Origin of the sequence: Caulobacter segnis, assembly GCF_029543125.1 — a bacterium.
Classification (GTDB): Bacteria; Pseudomonadota; Alphaproteobacteria; order Caulobacterales; family Caulobacteraceae; genus Caulobacter; species Caulobacter segnis_D.
In genome coordinates this window covers 360,340-380,314 of record NZ_JARQWW010000001.1, presented here as the reverse complement: position 1 = coordinate 380,314, position 19,975 = coordinate 360,340, and the positions used below count along the sequence as shown (strand labels likewise).

At 66.4% G+C, this 19,975-nt stretch carries 20 protein-coding genes; 13 read left to right on the top strand and 7 right to left on the bottom strand.

All coding sequences use genetic code 11. From position 1 onward, the window contains the following. Positions 1-56 precede the first annotated feature (56 nt). The 4 genes from P7B02_RS01910 (at position 57) to P7B02_RS01895 (ending at position 3,599) form a co-directional block, all read left to right on the top strand. Complete coding sequence (locus P7B02_RS01910; RefSeq protein WP_277784607.1) at positions 57-515, top strand: FKBP-type peptidyl-prolyl cis-trans isomerase; 459 nt, start codon at positions 57-59, stop codon at positions 513-515. 119 nt (positions 516-634) lie between these two features. Continuing rightward, positions 635-2,308, top strand: a complete 1,674-nt coding sequence (locus tag P7B02_RS01905) for a copper resistance system multicopper oxidase (RefSeq protein ID WP_277784606.1) — start codon at positions 635-637, stop codon at positions 2,306-2,308. Further along, complete coding sequence (locus P7B02_RS01900) at positions 2,305-3,255, top strand: copper resistance protein B (protein ID WP_277784605.1); 951 nt, start codon at positions 2,305-2,307, stop codon at positions 3,253-3,255. Before P7B02_RS01905 ends, P7B02_RS01900 begins: the two co-directional genes overlap by 4 nt. A 35-nt stretch (positions 3,256-3,290) precedes the next feature. Then, a complete protein-coding gene (locus P7B02_RS01895; RefSeq protein ID WP_277784604.1) occupies positions 3,291-3,599 on the top strand; it encodes a copper-binding protein in 309 nt (102 codons plus the stop codon). Positions 3,600-3,605: 6 nt separating this feature from the next. On the opposite strand, the gene P7B02_RS01890 is transcribed toward P7B02_RS01895, so the two are convergent. Together P7B02_RS01890 and P7B02_RS01885 are read right to left on the bottom strand one after the other, a co-directional pair. Then, complete coding sequence (locus tag P7B02_RS01890) at positions 3,606-4,316, bottom strand: PepSY domain-containing protein (protein ID WP_277784603.1); 711 nt, start codon at positions 4,314-4,316, stop codon at positions 3,606-3,608. After that, positions 4,316-5,023 carry a PepSY domain-containing protein gene (locus tag P7B02_RS01885; protein ID WP_277784602.1) on the bottom strand — a complete coding sequence of 236 codons (708 nt, stop codon included), beginning with the start codon at positions 5,021-5,023 and terminating at the stop codon, positions 4,316-4,318. Before P7B02_RS01885 ends, P7B02_RS01890 begins: the two co-directional genes overlap by 1 nt. Before the next feature lie 369 nt (positions 5,024-5,392). Between P7B02_RS01885 and P7B02_RS01880 the strand changes: the two genes are divergently transcribed. The 4 genes from P7B02_RS01880 to P7B02_RS01865 all read left to right on the top strand — a co-directional run bounded on the left by P7B02_RS01880 (position 5,393) and on the right by P7B02_RS01865 (position 9,474). Further along, on the top strand, positions 5,393-8,056 hold the full coding sequence (locus P7B02_RS01880; RefSeq protein WP_277784601.1) for a TonB-dependent receptor: 2,664 nt from the start codon (positions 5,393-5,395) through the stop codon (positions 8,054-8,056). 124 nt (positions 8,057-8,180) lie between these two features. Further along, on the top strand, positions 8,181-8,468 hold the full coding sequence (locus P7B02_RS01875; protein ID WP_277784600.1) for a hypothetical protein: 288 nt from the start codon (positions 8,181-8,183) through the stop codon (positions 8,466-8,468). Then, the gene (locus P7B02_RS01870; protein WP_277784599.1) at positions 8,465-8,905 is read left to right on the top strand and encodes a Spy/CpxP family protein refolding chaperone; all 441 of its coding nucleotides are present in this window, start codon (positions 8,465-8,467) and stop codon (positions 8,903-8,905) included. The genes P7B02_RS01875 and P7B02_RS01870 overlap by 4 nt, the downstream gene beginning before the upstream one ends. Next, the gene (locus P7B02_RS01865; RefSeq protein WP_277784598.1) at positions 8,902-9,474 is read left to right on the top strand and encodes an RNA polymerase sigma factor; all 573 of its coding nucleotides are present in this window, start codon (positions 8,902-8,904) and stop codon (positions 9,472-9,474) included. Before P7B02_RS01870 ends, P7B02_RS01865 begins: the two co-directional genes overlap by 4 nt. Positions 9,475-9,623: 149 nt before the next feature. Here P7B02_RS01865 and P7B02_RS01860 read toward each other — a convergent pair whose 3' ends face one another. Then, positions 9,624-9,800 carry a hypothetical protein gene (locus tag P7B02_RS01860; RefSeq protein ID WP_277784597.1) on the bottom strand — a complete coding sequence of 59 codons (177 nt, stop codon included), beginning with the start codon at positions 9,798-9,800 and terminating at the stop codon, positions 9,624-9,626. A 257-nt stretch (positions 9,801-10,057) separates the two neighbouring features. Here P7B02_RS01860 and P7B02_RS01855 point away from each other — a divergent pair, with 257 nt between their 5' ends. From P7B02_RS01855 to P7B02_RS01845, 3 genes are all read left to right on the top strand, one after another. Further along, positions 10,058-11,941 (top strand): hybrid sensor histidine kinase/response regulator, encoded by a 1,884-nt coding sequence (locus P7B02_RS01855; RefSeq protein ID WP_277784596.1) that lies wholly within the window; start codon positions 10,058-10,060, stop codon positions 11,939-11,941. A 68-nt stretch (positions 11,942-12,009) separates the two neighbouring features. Further along, positions 12,010-12,132: a hypothetical protein gene (locus P7B02_RS01850; protein ID WP_277784595.1), complete on the top strand. Its 123-nt coding sequence runs from the start codon at positions 12,010-12,012 to the stop codon at positions 12,130-12,132. A gap of 133 nt (positions 12,133-12,265) precedes the next feature. After that, on the top strand, positions 12,266-12,478 hold the full coding sequence (locus P7B02_RS01845) for a hypothetical protein (RefSeq protein WP_277784594.1): 213 nt from the start codon (positions 12,266-12,268) through the stop codon (positions 12,476-12,478). A gap of 19 nt (positions 12,479-12,497) precedes the next feature. On the opposite strand, the gene P7B02_RS01840 is transcribed toward P7B02_RS01845, so the two are convergent. Together P7B02_RS01840 and P7B02_RS01835 are read right to left on the bottom strand one after the other, a co-directional pair. Continuing rightward, complete coding sequence (locus P7B02_RS01840) at positions 12,498-12,728, bottom strand: hypothetical protein (RefSeq protein ID WP_277784593.1); 231 nt, start codon at positions 12,726-12,728, stop codon at positions 12,498-12,500. An 80-nt stretch (positions 12,729-12,808) separates the two neighbouring features. After that, positions 12,809-13,789: a GlxA family transcriptional regulator gene (locus tag P7B02_RS01835; RefSeq protein ID WP_277784592.1), complete on the bottom strand. Its 981-nt coding sequence runs from the start codon at positions 13,787-13,789 to the stop codon at positions 12,809-12,811. A gap of 350 nt (positions 13,790-14,139) precedes the next feature. On the opposite strand from P7B02_RS01835, the gene P7B02_RS01830 reads away from it, so the two are divergent. Next, positions 14,140-15,342: an EAL domain-containing protein gene (locus tag P7B02_RS01830; RefSeq protein WP_277784591.1), complete on the top strand. Its 1,203-nt coding sequence runs from the start codon at positions 14,140-14,142 to the stop codon at positions 15,340-15,342. A gap of 36 nt (positions 15,343-15,378) precedes the next feature. Beyond that, positions 15,379-15,567: a hypothetical protein gene (locus P7B02_RS01825; RefSeq protein ID WP_277784590.1), complete on the top strand. Its 189-nt coding sequence runs from the start codon at positions 15,379-15,381 to the stop codon at positions 15,565-15,567. A 79-nt stretch (positions 15,568-15,646) separates the two neighbouring features. Here P7B02_RS01825 and P7B02_RS01820 read toward each other — a convergent pair whose 3' ends face one another. Next, a complete protein-coding gene (locus tag P7B02_RS01820) occupies positions 15,647-16,006 on the bottom strand; it encodes a response regulator (RefSeq protein WP_277784589.1) in 360 nt (119 codons plus the stop codon). Between the two features lie 91 nt (positions 16,007-16,097). Further along, entirely contained in the window at positions 16,098-19,892 is a 3,795-nt protein-coding gene (locus P7B02_RS01815; protein WP_277784588.1) for a LamG-like jellyroll fold domain-containing protein, read from the bottom strand. Positions 19,893-19,975: the final 83 nt, after the last annotated feature.

Sequence of the window (19,975 nt, the reverse complement as noted above, 5' to 3'; positions counted from 1 at the left end):
TGGGACTCGGCTGCGTCGATCTTCGGACGAGTCTCAAGAGCGAGGAGCAGAGGGCGATGAGGAAGATTCTGACGGCATGCGGCGCGGTGCTGATGGTCGCCGGAGCGCTCTGCAGCTTCACCATCGCCCATGCCGCGCCGGCTCCCGCGCCTCAACTGGCCGGGCAGGTCGCCCTGCCGGCGCTCAGCTACACCGTTCTGAAGTCCGGCCCGACCGACGGAAAGCATCCGACGCGCCGCGATACGGTGACGGTCAATTACGAGCTGAAGTTGGCCGATGGCCGCGTGGTCGATTCCTCCTACGCGCGGGGCGAGCCCTCGACCTTCCCGCTCGATAAGCTGATCCCGGCTTGGCAGGTGGTGGTGCCGTTGATGGTTCCCGGCGACGAGTGGCTGGTCTTCGCCCCGGCGCAGTTCGGCTACGGCGCGGCGGGCAAGGGCGACATTCCGGGCGGCGCCACCCTGTTCTTCAAGATCCATCTGGTCTCGATCGGCGGCCCTCCGGCCGCGCCCTAGCCGGCGAAGACTTTCCTCGATCCGGGATCATGGTCGTGAGGGTTTGACCGCCCTTCGCACGTATAAGACGCGTTGCTAGTCCCTAAGGGGCCGGCGCCATGGGCGTCGGCTGTCATCATATGTCTCGGTCTTCCTACGCGTTGTCTCGCCGGCGAATGCTGGGCGTGGGCGCCGCCGCCGCTCTCTTTCCCGCTTGGGCTCGCGCCTTCGAGGGCCAGTCGCCGGCGGCTCTGACCGGCGAAGACATCCGTCTGAACATCGGCCATTCGAAGCTGACGGTCGACGGGCGCACGGGCCATGCGGTGACCATCAACGGCACGGTTCCGGCTCCGCTGATCCGTCTGAAGGAAGGTCAAAACGTCCGCATCGCGGTGACCAACAACCTGCACGAGGACACCTCGATCCACTGGCATGGCCTGCTGGTGCCGTTCCAGATGGACGGCGTGCCGGGCGTCAGTTTCCCGGGCATCAAGCCCGGCGAGACTTTTGTCTACGAGTTCCCGGTCATCCAGTCCGGGACCTACTGGTATCACAGCCACTCCGGCCTTCAGGAGCTGGAAGGCCACTACGGGCCGATCGTCATCGACCCAAAGGGCGCTGAGCCCGCCCCCTACGACCGCGAGCATGTGATCGTGCTGTCGGACTACAGCTTCATGCACCCGCACAAGGTGATCCAGCGGCTGAAGCAGCAGGCCGGCTACTTCAATATGCAGAAGCAGACCCTGGCGGGGCTGCTGCAGGGCAAGGATCAGTCGCTGCGCGAGCGGGCCGAATGGTCGGCCATGCGCATGGACCCCACCGACATCCTGGACGTCACCGGTTCGACCTACACCTACCTGCTCAATGGCCACGGCCCGAAGGGCAACTGGACCGGCCTGTTCGAGCCGGGCCAGCGGGTGCGGCTGCGGGTGATCAACGCCGCGTCCATGTCGGTCTTCAACCTGCGTATCCCCGACCTGCCCATGAGCGTGGTTCAGGCCGACGGCCTGGCGGTCCGGCCGGTCGAGGTGGACGAGCTGCAGATATCCCCGGCCGAGACCTACGACCTTATCCTCACGCCCGGCGATCGCGCCTACACCATCGTCGCCGAGGCGGCCGATCGTTCGGGCATGGCGCGGGGAACGCTGGCGCCGCGCGCCGGCATGAGCGCGCCCGTCCCGCCGCTGCGCCGCCGTCCGATCCTGACCATGAAGGACATGGGCATGGATCACTCCATGCCTGGCATGGACCACGGCGACATGTCCATGCGCGATCCGATGATGGCGCCCCAGGTGGCCATGACGCCCGGCGTGCAGATGATCTCGCCCATGCCGGTCGATCGCGTGGGCGACCGAGGCGTGGGCCTGGCCGAGGTGGAGCACCGGGTTCTCGTCTACACCGACCTCGTCGCCCTGGAGCCCAACCCGGATCAACGCCCGCCTTCGCGCGAGCTCGAAATCCACCTGACCGGCAACATGGAACGGTTCATGTGGGGCTTCGACGGCAAGAAGTTCAGCGAACTGGTCGAGCCCATCCCGTTCCGACTGAACGAGCGTGTGCGCGTGACCCTGGTGAACGACACCATGATGTCCCACCCCATCCACCTGCATGGCCACTTCTTCGAGGTCGTGAACGGGCATGACGGCCATCATCCGCGCAAGCACACGGTGACTGTGCAGCCCGGCGGCAAGGTCAGCTTTGACCTGACCGCCGACGCCGAGGGTGACTGGGCCTTCCACTGCCACATGCTGATCCACATGCACGCCGGCATGTTCAACGTGGTCACCGTCCGCAAGGAAGGAGGGAAGGCATGAGCCGTCTCGCCTTTATCCTCGCTCTATCTGGCGTCGCCGTCCCGGCCTTGGCCCAGACCGATCCGCATGCCGGCCACCACATGCCTGCCACGCCAGCGCCGGCCCACGCCAAGCATGACGACGCCGGTCATGGCGCGCCGCCGTGGGCGGCGGAACAGGAAGATCATTCTGGCCACGAGGGACACCAAGCGGTCCCCGCTCAGCCATCGGGTGAGGCGACAAAGCCGCCCGAGGCGCCCAAGGATTTCGCCGCCGAGCGTTTCTACGATCCGGCCGTCATGACCGCCGCGCGCGCGCAGTTGCGCACCGAGCATGGCGACATTCGTTGGTCGCAAGTGATGTTCGAGACGGCGGAGCGCCGGATCGGCGACGGTGGCGACGGCTATGGCTGGGAAGGCCGCGCATCGTTCGGCGGCGACATCAATCGGTTCGTGGTGACCTCGTCCGGCGAGGGCGACGATCACGCGCTGGAGTCCGCCGAGATCCAGGCGCTCTATGCCCGCACCATCGGCCCGTACTTCAATCTGCAGGCCGGTGTGCGTCACGATTTCGAGCCGGGCCCGTCGCGGTCCTACGCCGTGCTCGGCGTCGAGGGGCTCGCCCCTTACTGGTTCGAGGTCGGTGGCGCGATGTTCCTGTCGCAGAAGGGCGATCTGTCCGCCCGCTTCGAGGGTTCATACGACCTGCGCATCACCCAGCGTTTGATCCTGGAGCCGCGCGCGGAAATCGACCTCCAGGCGCAAGACGTTCCCGAACTCGGCGAAGGCGCCGGTCTTTCGTCGGCCGAGGTCGGCCTTCGTCTGCGCTACGCGATCCGCCAGGAGTTCGCGCCCTATATCGGCCTGATGCACGAACGAAAGTTCGGGGAAACGGCCGACTACGCCCGCGCCGCGAACGAGGACGTCAAGGCGACCCGCTTCGTCGTCGGCCTGCGCGCCTGGTTCTGAACCAAACAAAATCCCAGAAAATGGAGATCCACGAAATGAAGTCCGCTCTGATCGCCGCCGCTATCCTTGCTGCCGCGTCGCCGGCGTTCGCCCAGTCGCATGACCATCACGCTGCTCCGGCGGCCAAGCCGGCCGCGGCCGAAGGCGTGGGTGTCGTTCGCTCCGTCGACGTGAAGGCGGGCAAGGCGGTGATCGCGCATGAGCCGATGCCGGCCATCAACTGGCCTGCCATGACCATGTCGTTCAAGGTTTCCGACAAGGCCGGCCTGGCGGCGGTGAAGCCTGGCCAGAAGGTGCGCTTCACCCTTTCCGGCCAGACCGTGACGGCGATCCGCCCTTACTAACGGCGATCAGGTCCGCCAGCGCGCCAGCCTCGTGAAGTCGCTGGCGCGGAAGACCTTGAACAGCAGCAGCACACCCGTCAGCGCGATCCACACCGAGCCCAGCGCCGCGGCGATGATCAGCGGGTGGTTGAAGCTGCTGCGGTTGGCGTAGTCCATATTGTGCAGCATCCAGAAGAAGTCCCAGGCGCGATAGGCGCGTGAGCGCTGCTCAACGATCTCGCCGGTCGCCTGCGAGATGTAAAAGGTCGTCTTGGGCTTGTCGTCGAAGGCGACGGCCCAGAGCGAACCGCTGGCGTTGCGGGCCTCGAGCGGCGGGGTCGCGTGATGGACGACGCCGCCGACCTGCCCCTCACCCGCATAGGCGCCGCGAGCGATCGCCATAGCCTTGTCCTTGTCGATGAAGATCGGAGCGCCGGTCGACGCGTCGAGCAGAAGACGCCCCTTCGGCGTGGCCATTTCGGTCACCTGGCGGCCGTCGACAAAGAAGGTGCGAAGTCCCTCGGCCTGGCTCGATCCCGCCGTCCGGATGAGAGTCTCCATGGGGGCGGCGGGCGTGTCGTCATGTCGGACGGGCTGTTCGACCGACAGGCCTTCGCCCGCCACGGCGTGATGGTCGATCCACGCCATGGCCGCGCCGGAGATGGTCCAGATGACCAGTTGCAGTCCGAGCACCAGCCCGACCCACTTGTGCAGGCGTCGAAGGAGAAGAAGGTTCATCAGGTCGCGCTCCGCGCGCGACGGCGCTTGCGTTTGGGGAAGCTGTAGACAAGCAGCCAGGCGCCGCTGATCGCGGTGACGGCGGCGGCGGCGGTGACCACGCGCAGCAGCGGATTGTTCACGTCCGTCCGCTCTTTGTAGTCCATGATGTGCAGCATCCAGGCGACGTCGAAGGCCCGCCACAGATCGTGCCGGCGGGCGACGAGTTCGCCTGTCTGGGGTGAGATGTAGAGCGTCGGATCGCCTAGGCCCGTGAACTCCACGCGCCAGATCGGCACCGCGCGGTTCTTGATCTCCATGGGCGCTTCGGCCAGCAGCTCCACGGTCTCGATGGAGCCTTCGCCGGCATAGATGGACTTGGCGATGGGCTCGATCTCGGCCTGATTCAGGGGGATAAGGGGCGCACCGCTCCGGGCGTCGACCACGCGTCTGCCATCGGCGCCGTCCAGGACATAGGCGGGGGCGCCGCGCAGCGCGATCAGACGAGCGCTGTGGTCGGAGCCATGGTCCATGAGACTGGCCGGAGAGCGCAGGCCCGTCAGGTCGAACCGCGGCTTCGGCGGCGTCCTGACGAGGTGGTCGCCGTGAATGATGTCGATATGGACCACGACCATATAGAGGCCGGTGAGCGTCCAGATCGCGAGCTGAACGCCCACGATCAGAGCCAGCCATTTGTGCAGGCTCCGAGCGAGCCAGGGCCACCGCATGCCATCCCCCATTCGACGCGCCGGCGGAAGGCGGGCGTCCGTTGTCTATACGTCCGGGGCGCTCCGGACCCTCACGAGAAAAAAGTTCATCGTCCCTGAGGGGCGTCAGCTCGCCGCGCGTAATTGAAGGGTCAGGCGATGGCGTCCGGTTCGGCTCCGGACGTTTCCGCATGTCATTGTGGTCGGGGAATATTATTCCCGCTTATGCGCAAAATATCTAATCAGCATGCTCAGTGTGCGCCCAAGCGATGTTATTTTCGCCAAAAAATTGCCATCTCGAGCAATCCGCTGTCTTGACATGTCTATACAATCTCACAGAGCGTGAGGTGGACCGGTCCTCAGTGGGCCTCATCGACAGGGGGATCTTCGATGCGTGTACGCAAAGCTCTATTGGCCGCCACGGCGCTCGCCGGCGGCATGCTCTCGGCGCCTGTAGCGGGCATGGCGCAGGAGGCGTCGGTCGAGGAGATCATCGTCACCGGCAGCCGCATTCGCCGCGCCGACATCGAGGGCGTCGGCCCTGTTACGGTTCTGGACGAGAAGCAGATCGCCAACACCGGCATCGTCAGCGTCGAGAACCTGCTGCAGCGTCTTCCGGCCTCGGCGGGCGCGGCGGGCAATCAGACCAACGCCTATTGGACCGGCCGCGGCTGGGGCACGGCGCAGGTCAATCTGCGCGGCCTGGGCATCAACCGCACCCTGACGCTTCTCAATGGGCGGCGCCTGGTGAACGGCGGCACCGGCGCCAACAGCGCGCCTGACCTCAACACCATTCCCACCGCCATCATCGGTCGGATCGAAGTGCTCAAGGACGGCGCTTCGGCGATCTACGGCGCTGACGCCGTGGCCGGCGTCGTCAACATCATCACCAAGACCGATCTTGAAGGCTTCGCTGTCGCCGGCCGCTACGGCCTCTCGGGCGAGGGGGATGGCGGCGACCTGACCCTGGACGCCTCTTACGGCATCCGGGGCGAACGCGGCGGACTCGCCTTCGCGGTCAGCTACCAGACGACCGACGCGGTCAACATGGCCACGCGCGCGCCGTGCGGCCTGAGCGGCGCAACGGGTTCGCTGGTCTGCCTGGGCAGCGGCTCCACCGCCGGCGGACGGGTCAGCCTGGCCAACGGCCAGACCGTCAACTTCACCACAGGCAACGCCTACGAGCCGTACAGCGCCGCCCTTCATGGCTTCAACGGCAACCCGTACCTGAACGCGGTCAACCCGATCGACCGCATCACCACGGGCCTGTTCGGCGACTATCAGCTCACCGACGACATCAAGCTGTTCGGCGAGTTCCTCTACACCCACCGCGAGACCACCCAGCTGTCCGCGCCAGGCACGCTCGCCGGGTTCCCGGTCGCGGCCAACAACCCGACCAACCCCACGGGCGGCGCCATCAACATCATCCAGCGCCGCCTTGTTGAAGGCGGTCCGCGCAACGCGTTCCAAGAGACGAACACCTACCAGTTCACCCTGGGCGCCGGCGGCAGCCTCGTGCGTGACTGGACCTGGGAGGCGGCGGTCAACTACGGCCGCAACACCGGCGTCGACGGCTTCACCAACATCGCCAACAAGCAGCACGTCACCAACACGCTGAACACGGCGATCTGCAGCCCCGCTGCCGGCGCCGCTATTCCTTGCGGCGACTATCTGGGCGCCGGCGACCTGACCCCCGATGTGCTGCGCTACATCATGACCACCACCCGCGACTACGGCGGCAACGAGACGGTCAACGCCAACTTCGACGCCACCGGCTCGCTCTTCACCCTGCCGGCCGGCGCGCTTCAGGCTGCGGTCGGCGTGGCGTACCGCAAGGATCATGGCTGGCGTAATCCGGACAACCTGATCGTCCTGGGCATCGCCAACTCCAACCAGCAAAGCCCCATCGACGGCGAGGTCGAGGCGACCGAGGCTTATGCGGAGCTCAGCGCGCCGCTGCTGAAGGATCTGCCGTTCCTGGAGATGTTGCGTCTGGACGGCGCGGTGCGCTATTCCGACTACACGCGCTTCGGCAGCGACACGAACTACAAGCTCGGCCTGGACTGGACCATGGGCTGGGGCCTGCGCGCCCGCGCCACCTGGGGCACCGCCTTCCGCGTGCCCAGCGTGGCCGAACTGTTCGGCGGCCTCTCGCAAGGCCAGCTGACCACGACTGACCCGTGCAGCCGCTACGCCAGCACCACCAACGCCGTCGTCGCCGCCAACTGCCGCGCCAGCGGCGTGCCGGCCGCCTACATCCAGCCGAACAACTCCATCCTGACCACTACGGGCGGCAACCTGAACTTGACCCCGGAATCGGCTGAAACCCTGACCGTGGGTCTGGTTTATGAGCCGACCTTCGCGCGCGGCCTGTCGCTGACCGTCGACTATTTCGACATCAAGATCGACGACGCCATCCGCTCGATCACCGGCTCGACCAAGCTGTCGGTCTGCTACAACACGCCAGGCATGAACCACCCGTTCTGCTCGGCGCAAAACTTCACCCGCAGCACGGTCACCGGCGAGGTCAACTTCCTGTCCTCGCAACAGGTCAATGTCGGCTCCGAGACCATGAAGGGCGTCGATGCGGCCGCGCGCTACAGCTTCGATCTGGCCGGTCGCTCGGCCATGTTCGATGCGGGCGTCACCTATCTGGACGACTACACGATCGTTCCCTATCCGGGCGGTGCGCCGATCCTGTATCGCGGCCATATCGGCGGCGGCAACGGCGGCTATCCCAAGTGGCGCGGCCTGACCAGCTTCACCGTGGATGACCCGAAGTGGTCGGCGACCTACTCGATCCAGTGGATCGGCCGGGCCACCGACTTCAACGCCGCGCCCACGGCCATCGGCTACCGCACGCCCAACGTCTTCTACCACAACGCCCAGTTCTCCTACCGCCTGACGGACAAGGCCATCGTGGCGGTCGGGGGCGACAACATCTGGGACAAGAAGGCGCCGTACATCCCGTCCTATACCGACGCCAATACCGACACGATGACCTACGACCTGATGGGCCGCCGCGGCTATGTCCGCGTGAGCTATCAGTTCTGATGCGCCGCGCCGGGGAGACGCTTCCGCCGTCTCCCCGAACTTGGTCTGTGACCCGCCTGGATGGTGAGGTTGAGGGATCGGCCCGTTTGGCGCGTATAGTGGGTCGACGACTTTGGAGATGTCCTTGACCTCGACCCTCGATCAACTCCTGGCCGAAGCCGACAACCAGCAACCCGCGGAGCTCGACGGCCTGGAAGATCAGGTGTGGGCGCGGATCCGGCGTCATGCGCCGGCGAACACCAACGCCGCCAGCTGGCGATTGAAGGCGGCCATGGTGTCGGGCGCCCTGGCTCTGGGCCTGGCGGTGGGCGGCGCGACGGCCGCCGCGGCCGGCCAGGTCGGCGGTGAGATGTCCGCCTTCGGCACGCGCATCAACCTTGCACCCTCCACCCTTTTGGAGGGGATCGGGTGAGGCCGATTTCGCTCGGCTTCGTCCTCACCTTCATCGCCGCGATCCTGGCCGCCGGCTTCGGCGGCTGGCTGGGCGCCTCCAAGGTCAGCGAGCGGCGTCACTCGGCGACCGTCCACAATCTCCTCTTGCAGGACATCAAGACCACGCCTGAGCAGGATGAGCGCCTGAAGGTTCTGGAAGGCGAATACGAGAGCCTGCGGAAACGCCGGGAGGCGGAGCTCAGAATGGCTAACGCCGAGCTCGCCGCCGCAATCCTCAAGGGGCACGCCTACACGCCGGAGGTTCAGGCCGCCGTCGAGCGTTTCCACCATGCGATGGGCGAGTTCCAGAAGGAGACCATCGTCCACGTTCTGGAAATGCGCGCCGTTCTCAATCCCGAACAGGCCGCGCGCCTGGACAAGCGGGTCTCCGAAGCCCTGACAACGCAAGAGCCGTGAGCGGCCGCGACGACGTCGAGGACGGTCGTCTCGCACGCTCGGCCGTCGACGGTGACGAGCGGGCGTTCACCGAACTCATGCGCCGCCACAAGCAGGCGCTTTTCCGTTTCGTGATGCGTTACGTAGGCGACGAGGACGCCGCCTACGAGATCGTCCAGGAGAGCTTCGTCTCGGCCTGGCTGGCGCTCAAGCGATTCGATCCCAACCGGCCCTTCCTGGTTTGGCTGCGGGCGATCGCTTTCAACAAATGCCGGGATTTCGGTCGTCGCGCGAAGACGCGGCGCGCCGTGTTCGTCGAGGGCGCAAACGACTTTGACGCCGCCGAGGCTCACCCGGATCCGGCGCCGTCGCCAGAACGAGTCGCTCTCGAAAATGATCGGCTTCGGCATCTTGATCAGGAGATTCGTAAGCTGCCCGAGCCTTTGAAGCAGGCGTTCGTGATCGCGGGCTTCGGTGAGATCACTGTCCGTGAAGCCGCCGAAGTGCTCGGGGCCTCCCCAAAGGCTGTGGAGATGCGGCTCTACAGGGCGCGCGCCATTCTCGCCAAGGCGTTCGGCCTGACGCCCTAGACCGCGATCTCGCCATCGTCATCGCCATCCCCATAGGCGATGCGGGAGGCATGCACCTTGATCAGCACCAGGCCGGCGTATCGACACCCTGCTCGAACCAGCGCTCCAGTCCTTTTGTCGGTGCTCGGCGAAGTGGACCTTGTCACGGATCAGCTCGCCGCGCCCCTGACGGAGATGAAGATCGGCGGCTTGCCCAGCAGGCCTTTGGAGCCGGCGAACGACAGGGCGACGTTGGGATCGGCCGCTATCTCCCGCACCGCGCTGGTCGATTCCAGAGCGAAGAACCAGTTGTCGCTCTCATAAGCCACGTCGCGATTGTTGATCATCGGTCGGCCCGCCAGCTGCCGCCCGGAGCGTGGGTGAAGTCGATGTCGCGCATCTTCTCGCCGACGTCGGTCAGGCCCAACTTGGCCATTGAGGCTTTCTTTAATGGTGGGGCGGCGGCTCCGCCCGGCCCTGATGAAGCCGCAATGGCCGATCACCGTTCCGCCATCGCTGTGCGTTGGAACGCGAGAACTGAAGCAGCGTCAGGCGCTTTTTTCTGTGTTCCTGCACTGTTCGTCTTGAGGCATGAAGGCGCGCCATGAATCTGCCGCTTCCCCGCACCTCGCGGGCTCTAGCCAACGGCCTGACCCGCGCCGAGCTTGACCGTGTCGCCGCCATGGCCGCGCGTTTGCTCGACGCGCCGGACGCCCGTCTCGTCCTGGCGGGTTCGCCGGAGGCGCTGGAAGAGACGGCGGCGCGGGTGCTGGATCTGGCCGAGGGCGAACTGCTGGTCATCGCCGAGGATGACCGGCTCGAAGGCGAACCTGGCCTTCTGGTCGGCGCGGCCCTGGTCGCCGGCGGCCAGGCGCTCGGCGCTCTGATCGTAGAAGATGCCCAACCCCGGGGACGGCCTGACGAAGAGGTTCTGGAGCAGCTGCGCCTGCTGGCCCGCATGACGGCCGCCCAGATGCAGCGGAGTGACCTGGAGCGCGTGCTGCTCGCCGCGGAGGCCGGGCAGATCGGTGTCTGGGAATGGGATTTCGCCAGCGAGGAGCTGCGGTGGGACGAGCGGATGTTCGCTCTTTACGGCCTGCCCAACGATGCTGCGCCGGCCATGGAGGTCTTCACCCGCTGTCTCCATCCGGAGGACTTGGAGCGGCTGGTCAACGCCGTGGAGGGCTCCTTCGACCGTCCGGGGCCGTTGGAATCCGAGTTCCGCATCATTCGGCCGGATGGAGAGACACGGGTCATCCGCGCCTTCGGCATGATCCGCCGCGACGCCCAGGGCGTGCCGTTCGCCCGTGTGGGCTGCAACTGGGACGTCACCGAACGGGTGGCGCAGAACGAGGCCCTGGCCGCCGCCCGGGCCGTGGCCGAGCAGGCCGCCGCCGCCAGATCCCAGTTCCTGGCCAATATGAGCCACGAGATCCGCACGCCCCTTACGGCCGTGATCGGCTTCTCAAGCCTGATGAAGGCGCGCGAAGACCTGCCTCCTCAAGCAAGCCACTGGGTAGATCGGATCGCCCATGCCAGTCAGGTGCTGCTGGGTCTGGTCAACAACGTGCTGGATCTGTCGAAGCTGGAGGCGGGTGAGACCAAGATTTATCGCCGTCCGGCTTCGGCCGAGACGTTGGTTCGCGACACCGCCGATCTCCTGTGGCCGCAGGCCGCGGCCAAGGGGCTGACCTTGGAGGTGCGTCTCGCGGGCCCCGTGTCCGAGCGGCTGCTGATCGATGTCGAGCATGTCCGCCAGATGTTGCTCAATCTCGTCGGCAACGCCGTGAAGTTCACGGACGTCGGCGGCGTCACGGTCACTGTCTCGCACGACGAAGCCGGCCAGATGCTGGGCATCGACGTTTCGGACACAGGCCCCGGCATGGCGCCCGAAGACGCCGCCAAACTGTTTCAGCGGTTCTCCCAGGTCGACGCCTCTTCGACCCGCCGGCATGCCGGGACGGGGTTGGGCCTGGCGATCTGTAAAGAGTTGGCCGAGGCCATGGGCGGCGCGATCTCCGTGGAGAGTACGCCGGGAGTCGGTTCGACCTTTCGACTGCGCCTGCCCGCTCCTCCCGCGCTCGGCGCCGCTGAAGCGGATGTCGAGAAGGGTTATGCCGACCTGACCGCGGCTCGCGTTCTCGTGATCGACGACCATGCGGTGAACCGCGAATTGGCTCGGACCCTGCTTGAGGCCTGCGGCGCGGAGGTGGTCGAGGCGGCCAGCGGCCAGGCCGGCGTGGATGAAGCCGCCTGGGCGGACTTTGACGTCGTATTGCTCGACATGCGCCTGCCGGATATGGCGGGCGTTGAGGCTTTCGACGCCATTCGCACTGCGCCGGGGCCCAACAAAGCCACGCCGATCCTGGGCTTTTCCGCTGACGGCGGCCCGGCCAGCCAGGAGCGGGCGTTCGATGGTTGGATCAACAAGCCGATCGATGCGGCGAGCTTCACTCGGGCGATCGCGAAGGTGCTCCCGAAGGCGTGATCGATCACACGAACCGCTGGCGAAACCGTGAATAGCGTGTGAGCCGCTTAGCGTGATGTGCTTCGGGCATGCAAACGATCGCCAAAACCCTGAAGATCGACCCCGCCATCGTCTCAGACGCCATGGCCGATCTGGTCACCCTGTCGCTGTTCGTGGCCTTCGCCGCCGCGGTGATCACCTCCGTCACCTGAGGTCGACGACGTTCGGCGGATGTCTTTCCGCCGTTAAGGCTCCGGTCACCGACGCACCGAAGACTGTCATCCGCACGTCAACGTTCGGATCGACATGTCAGCGTTCAGTCCCGCCTTTGATCACGGAGCCGCCTTGCGCGTTCCCGCCCCCGCCGATGGCCTGGGGTGGAGCCGTCTCCTAACTTGGCTGGGTTGCGCCGGCCGTCTCAAGAATTCCCATGGACTTGTGGAGGTCGCCACGCCTGGCGGCTTGGCCGTCGCCGCGCCGGGGGACTGGATCGTCCTGTCCGCGGGCGGAGATTATCACGTGGCCGTGGTGCCGCAGCTGTCACGCAGCGCGTCCTGAAGCGCCGCCGCGCAACAGATCAGTGGTAACGGGCGACGACCGGATGGCTGCTGATCGTCTCGCGCGCTTCGGCGCTGTCGCCTTCGACGCTGAACAGGCGAAGCGCCCCGGCGAAAACTTCGATCCGATCACAACCGGGAAACTGGCGCAGCAGCAGGCTGACCGTCTCCAGCACCTCACCGCCGCGCGGCAGGGTGGTCATCTCGATCGGGGCATGTTCGCCCGGCATGAAGACCTGCAATTGATACATGGCCGCCTCATCACTCTCGCCTGTCTTGATAGGCGTGAGACGGTCCGGACCCCATCCGGTAGAAGTACGGTAAGCTCGATCTAGCTGCGGCGCGGGCCGTGGGGATGGTCCTTCAACGATCGGAACGACGAGGGCGTCATGCCGTGGCTGCGGCGGAAGGCGCGTGAGAACTTGTTGGCGTCAGCGAGGCCGACCGCCGTGGCCACCTGTTTGATCGGCAGGCCCTGGGAGAGCAGAATCTGGGCCTGTTGCAGCCGTAGCGCTTCGACGAAGGCGGCGGGCGTCTTGCCGGTGGCGGCGGAGAACTTGCGATGAAAGCTTCGCACCGACTGCCCCGCTCGGCGGCTGAGAGTCTCCACGTCCAGCGGCGAATCCAGGTTGCCGAGCATCCAGCGGATGAGGTCGCCGTAGCCATGGCTCGCCCCGGCATCGAGCGGCGGGGCGGGAGCCCGGCCGCCAGGGCGTGGCTGGTACACCATGCGTCGCGCCACGGCGCGACCCACCTCGGCCCCCAGGTCGGCCTCGATCATCGCCAGAGCCATGTCGATGCCGGCGGTCATGCCCGCGGACGTCCATAGCCGCCCTTGGTTGATGAAGGTGGCGCCGGTCTCGACGTCCACCTCGGGGTGAAGGCGGTCAAAGACCTCCAGGAACTCCCAGTGGGTGGCTATCTTGCGGCCCTTCAACAGGTTCCATTGCGCCAGGATCATCGCGCCCGAGGAAACCGCGCCATAGCGTTCGCAGCCCTGCAGCATCGATAGCGCGGGCGCCTTCACCTCCGGGTCGGCGCCGGTCGCCAGCAAGGACTCAAGATCAGGCGCCCCGGCCGCCAGGAAAGTGCCGGCCGACATGTCCCCGATGTCCGAGAGAGGAGTGGTGCTGATCTGCATGCCGCAGCTGCTGCGGATCGCCCCGCCCATGGCGGAGGCCACGATCACGGCATAGGCGGGATTGAGCAGTTCCTGGTTGGCCGCGCCGAAGGCTCCGGCCGGTCCGCTGACGTCGAGGATCTCCACCCCATCGAACGCCAGAAGGACGACCTTGCGGTTCAGCGCAGCCATAGACGCGGATCTGACCTCGAAATTGAGTTTTGCCGGCTGTTTGAGCCAGTAAATGCTGGGGCGTTCTGTCGCAGGTGCAAACTATCGAGGAGTGTCCCCGGTTCAAGGGACTGAGGTGCTGTCCGTATGGTTTGGCAGAAAGCGACGAATAATTGGCATAAAGATCGACTTGGCTAGGCCATTTTAGTCGCAGATGCTGGGATAAAGGCGCGCTGATGACTTCGTTGTACACCCGCGTTATGCCAATTTTGTATCCAATGTTCGCGGATTAAAGCAACGGTTGGGACTAGCGGGCGTTGGATTGTTGGCGCACTGTGGAACGCGCCAGGGTTGTGATCTTGGAGGGCGGTATGGCTCGCAAGACAAGTTCAGTGGTTGGATTTCCGCGGTCGAGCTCGGCCGCGCCGCCGGCTGGCAAGCCCCAGGCCTTCTTCCTGCGCATCACTAATCTCGGAGACATCAGCGCAGCCTACGGCGAAGGCGGCCTCGTGCGCGTTCTGTGGGCCGCCTGGAGCCGCGTCGCGTCTTTGTCTTGGGCGCGAATGGCCCAAGGCGGAATGGAGGCCGACGGGGTCGTTTTCCGGCTGGCCACATTGGATGCCGATCCTGGTCCTGCCTGGCGTGAAGAAGTGCTGCGCGCCGTCTGCGCCGAACCGGTGGAGGTCGGCTCCGCCGTCGTCATGCCGGCGGCTGAAATTCTCGACGCGCACTATGCACAGACCGCGACGCCAGCGGCTCGTGCGCGCAAGTCGCCCGGCGCTGGGTGGGTGGAGGACATGGCGTCGGCGGCGGCCTTGCACGCTGCTGTGGTTCAGGAGCGGCTGGAGTTTCGCTTCCAGGCCGTTCGCTCGGCGGACGGCGCGACCATTCTGTATGAGCCTTGGGTCGTCTTCGTTGTCGGCGCAGACGGAGAGCGGACGGACCTGGAGACCTTCAGACCGGGAATCGAGGGGCTCGGCCTGACCCGTTATCTCGATTGGCGGCTGGTGCGTCACGCCATCGCCTTCCTGCGGTGCGTTCCTGACCTGCAGCTCGGCTGCCCCATTTCCGCGGCCAGCGCGCGGCTGGATGAATGGTGGATCGGCATTCTCGCCGAACTCGTCGCAGAGCCTGATGTGGCGCGGCGGTTGGTGCTGGAAATGCGTCCTATCGCCCGGGACATGGTCGCCGATGCGAAGGTGTTCATCGAAGAGGTGCAGGGACTGGGGGTGCGATGCGCCCTGCAGGGGGTCGGCGTCGAGCTCACCCTGGATCAGGCGCGCCGCGCCGGCGCCCGGATCGTCAAGCTTCAGGCCCCCGGGGCCGAAGGGCCCGCCGAGACGCTGCGCGCGGTCGTCGACGCGGCTCAAACGGTGACGCCGGACGTGATCATTCCTGGCGGCGGTGATCGCGCCGTCGCGGCGCGCGCCAGAGCGGCGGGCGCCCCATGGATCGAGGGCCCGGCCGACCCTCGACGCGACGCCAAGGCGGCGGCCCGGGCGGCGGGGACCTCGCTTGAAGGTCTGTACGCACGCTGGATGGCGGTTCGGCCGGACCAGTCTCAGGCAGGCTGAGGAACCAAACGGCTTCAGCGCCGCTTAATGCGGCCCATGACCGACAGTCTCGAACTCCGCGCCATCGCCGAACAGTCCCGTCGCAAGGCGGCGCTCATGCCTGACGGACCCGCTCGCGGCGTGCTGGAGGTCATGGCGCGCGAGATGGATCGCGATGCGGACCGGATCGAGCGCGAAGAGCGAAGCTGGACGGTTTGGCGAGACCAGCCGTTGAGCGCCGCCTAGCGCCTCAGGCAGCCCTGGCGGAGCCGCCGCTCCGTCCCGACCTTGAACTGGCCATGGCCCGACGTCCCGCCACGGCGGCTCAGGCGGCGATGGAGGTGATGACCGCCATCATCTCTTCGGGGAGATACGGCTTGGGCAGGAAGCGACCACGCGCCGGCAGTTCGTCCGGAGAGGGTTGTTCGTAGCCGGAGGTGAGCACGACAGTCAGTCCGGGGCGCCGTTCGCTGGCCAGGCGAGCCAGTTGGATGCCATCCATGCCGGGCATGTTGATGTCGGTGAAAAGGACCGAGACGCTTTCTTCCGCCGCCAGCAATTCCAGCGCCTCGGCGGCGCAATCGGCCTCGATCACGCGATAGCCGGCGTCTTCCAAAGCCGCCGCCGCCACCATTCGTACGAGGACATCATCCTCGACGATCAAAATGGGGGCGGCCGTTTGCATGCCGTGTTGAGCGTTCAACGAGGCGGCCGGTTCCGAAGTTTTGTCTTAACAATACGTAAAGCTGAAGGTTCCGGCCGGGCGACGGCCCCGTTCAGGGGACCGTCGTTTCGTCGTTCAGGCGGGTGATCTGCGGCTGGTCGGTGACGAGGCGGACGCGCAGACCGGAAGCCTTGATCCCGCCCGGCACGGTCAATCCGACCGAATGGGTGCGGGGTTCGAGATCCGCCGGCGCCTTGAGCGCTGGTATCGCACCCTTCGCCAAGACCGCCCCTTGAGCATCGACCAGTTCGACCATCGCCGGATTGGTGTCGGCGGCGCCGAGGCTGTGGACCACGGCGGTCACAGTCCTGCCCTTCACAGTCACGTCGCCGCGCCCGATACCGAGGTCGGCGCGGCGCTCCGGTGCGTCGCCCGGGGAGGTCAGGGCCATGTCGAGGATCGCCGTGCGACGCGGCGGCAGGACCACGCTGACCTGGCCGGTGCGTCCGAAGGCGATGGACTGCTTCCGGCCTTCGCCGTCGATGGCGTCATCGCCATCGGCGTCGACGCCCTGCGTCAGGCTCCATTGGCCTTCCTTAACGTCCCAGCCGGTCATGACCGCGGTCACCGGCTTGTCCGTGAGGTTGTAGGCGATGACCTTGAAGCCGCTCGTCGAGCCGTCCTTGATCAGGACCGCCACGTCCTCGCCGGAGGCGTCGCCGAAGGTCCAGCTGACCCGGTGGCTGGCCAGCATCTGGCCGCGCTTGTTGGCGATGCCGCCGAGGCGCGAGCGTTGCAGAAGGTCGCTGGGGATTTCCACACGGTCGGACCACCAGTGGCCCTCGGTGTGCATGTACATGTGCTGGTCGGCCCACTGCAGCTCGGCGGCGTACAGGTCCTCCAGGTGCTTCTTGTCACCCGTCAGGCTCCAGGCCACGTAGCGCTCGAAACCGCCGCCGCGTTCGGCGGCTTTCAGGATCGCCGCCCGACCGGCGTCATCCAGGCCGAGCTGCGTCCAGGCGTTCTCGTTGATGTCGTTCAGCGAGCGCCAGCCGTTGCGGCCGATGCGCCAGCGGATAGGCGCCAGATACTTGTCGTCGCCGGTCCAGCGCCAGGCGGTCCAGAAGAGCTGGAACGGTCCGCCCGCGCCGGACCCCTGCAGCACCGTGCCGCCCCGCTCCGCGTCGGTGCGCCAATTGATCTCGTTGGGATAGCTCATCTGGCCGTCGGGACCCGGCTTGCCGTGGGCCAGATAGCCGTCGGCCAGGCCGATCACCAGATCGCGGGCCGCCTTGTCGCCGTTGTAGTCGCCGATGGCGATGGCGGGATGCACGATCCCGAAGGAGTAGGGCTTCTGCCACTCCCAGGGACCCTCGCGGTACGACATCGAACCGCTGAACCAGTTGCTGTTGAAATGCACATGGCCAGCCGGATTGCGGTCGATGATCCGGGGCAGGGCCTTCACCGTGGTGAACAGCCGCTCCACCGCCAGCGGGTCGCCATAGTCGGAGACCAGGGCCAGGCTGTTGGTGTTGATGCCTTCCTCGTAGGCGTGCAGTTCGTCAGTGGCGATGGTCGCCAGGCCGTTTGTGAACATGCCGTTCTTGTAGGCGGCGTCGGCCAGGGCATTGACGGAGTTGCGGATCTTGTCCGGCTGCACGCCCATCATCGCCAGGCCCGGCCATTGCTGGCTGAGGTCGGAGTCGTCAGAGATGCCGCCGCCGAAGTCGCCATAGGGAACCTGGCGCTCGTCGATCCACCAGTTGATGAACTTGGAGACCCGCTTGAGGTCCTCGGTCTGACGGAACGCCCACAGCGGAACGCCGTCCGGCGCCTTCGGCTGCTCATAGGCAGGCCAGCCCTGGCTGCCGAAGGTGATGTCGCCCCAGTATTCGCGGCCGTGCTTGTGGTCAGGATCGACGCGCAGCAGGTCGGTGATGTCGGCATAGATGCGGCGATAAAGGCCTTGCCGCTGGGAGGTGGTGTGCTCCTCCACCAGGAAGGCCCAGTTGTCCTTCACCTGGTTGAAGCGGTCGGCGATGTGTTCGGCCTTGGCCGCCTCGCGGTCCTTAAACACCAGCCGGATTTTGGCGCCGTCCAGGGCGCGAGGGCCGAAGGCGGCGTCGTTGGAGGCCACGGTCAGGTACAGGCTGTCGTCGGTGAGGATGCGGTCGCGCAGGTCCAGCCACAGGGTCCGCGCCTCGCCGGGCTTCACCGAGACGCTGACGTCGATCATGTTGCGGCCCGGCCAGATCGGGTCCTTCACCTGGATGTTCAGGGCGATCAGCTTGGCGTTCGGATCAGCCGCCTTCAGCGCCGGCAGGTCGACGGCGATGCCATCGAGACCATCACGGGCGTTCTCCCAGCCATAGGCCCAGTTGCGAGCCAGGGGCTGAGCCGCCGGAGCCGCGCCGAAGCCCGACGGGATCATCACATGAACGATGGGCAGGCTCTTGGCGTCCAGCTCGGCCGCCGGCCGCTTGCGCGTTGGCGCGCCGTCCGGAACGGCGGTGACGACCGCCCGCTCGCCGGCCGGGTGACGGCCCGCCACATAGGCGTTCAGGGCGGTCAGGTTGGTGTAGTCGGGAGCGACCTCCGACTTCACCGTGTAGTTCATGGTGAAGGCGCCCTTTGGCTCGGCGCCCGCGCCCACGTCATAGGCCCAGATCTCCTGGATCGGGGTTTCCTGCAGGGTGTTGGTGAAGCTCAGCACCCCGCCGGTCAGCGGCTTGTCGAGGGTCGTGATCGTGCGGGCCTGACCCTTCGGGCGCGCGGCGACCTTTGCGCCGTCCGCACCGTCAGTCTTGGCCCAGGTCAGGTCGCCGAAAGCCGGGCCCTGGATCTCGATGCGGTTCACCGGCTCGTCCGGCAGGGTCAGGCGCAGGGTCTTGCCGCCCTCCACATAGACGTTCCAATCGGGCAGCGGGAAGTAGTCGTCCCGTCCTTCCAGGCGCGAGCGGTTGTAGACGCCAGGCCAGGTGGTTTCGGAGATGCCGTCCAGCGCCCGCCACATCCACTGCTTCATGTCCTTGGCGTCGGTGAACTCCACCTTGCGGACCCGGGTTGAAGGCGCGTCGAGATAGGGCGGCAGGCCCTTGTTCCAGCCGTAGCGCAGGTTCCACGCAGCGCGCGTCGCCGGATCATCCAGACTGTCGACCGAAGCCTTGGGCGCGGGGGTCTCGTTGCGGGCCAGGGCCGCGACGGCGGCCCCTTCCAAGGCGTGATCATAGACGCGGATCTCGTCCATCTCGCCGCCGCGCAGGAAGTTGTAGCGGCTCTGCACCTGGTGCGGGGCGATGACGCGGCCGGCGATGCCGAACTGGTCGAGGCCGGAATCGTAAACCGCCTTCACGGACTTGGAGGCGGCCAGCTTGCCGTCAACGAACAGCTGCACGCCGGTCGTCTCGTCCCAGGTGAAGGCGAGGTGGGTCCAGGCGTCGGCCTTGGGCGGTTGGTCCAGGCGGAAGGACACGCGGCTGCGGGCCAGGCCGTTGTCGGTGACAAAGGCGTCGAAGCCGTGACCGTTCCAGTCGATGCGCAGGAACGCCATGTCCCAGCTGGTGTGGTCCGCATAGCCGACGCGGAAGATCACGAACGGCGCGACGCCGACCGGGTAACCGGAGCGCCAGAAGAACGACAGGGTTCCGCGCTGGGCCTGGATGTTGCCCGGCGCGTTCCAGGCCAGGATGCCGTCGTCCTCGGCGTGCAGACCGGGTCCGGCCTTGCCTTTTGCGATGGGGCGGACCTTGTCGATAAAGTTCGGAACGGGATCGCCGGCCGCAAAGTCGGCGGTCGCGCCCTTGTCGCCAGACAGGTGGAACAGCAGGCCGTGTTCAGCGGCGAAGGCATGGTTGGCCGTCAATAGGCTGATGCTGGCGCAGCCCAGCAGCAGGGCGGTCTTGCTCATGGCGTTCTCCCGTCCGGCTTATGGTAACCGGTGTCAGGAATCGTAGGGCATGGCTGCCGCAACGGCAACGCTAGGCGGCGGAC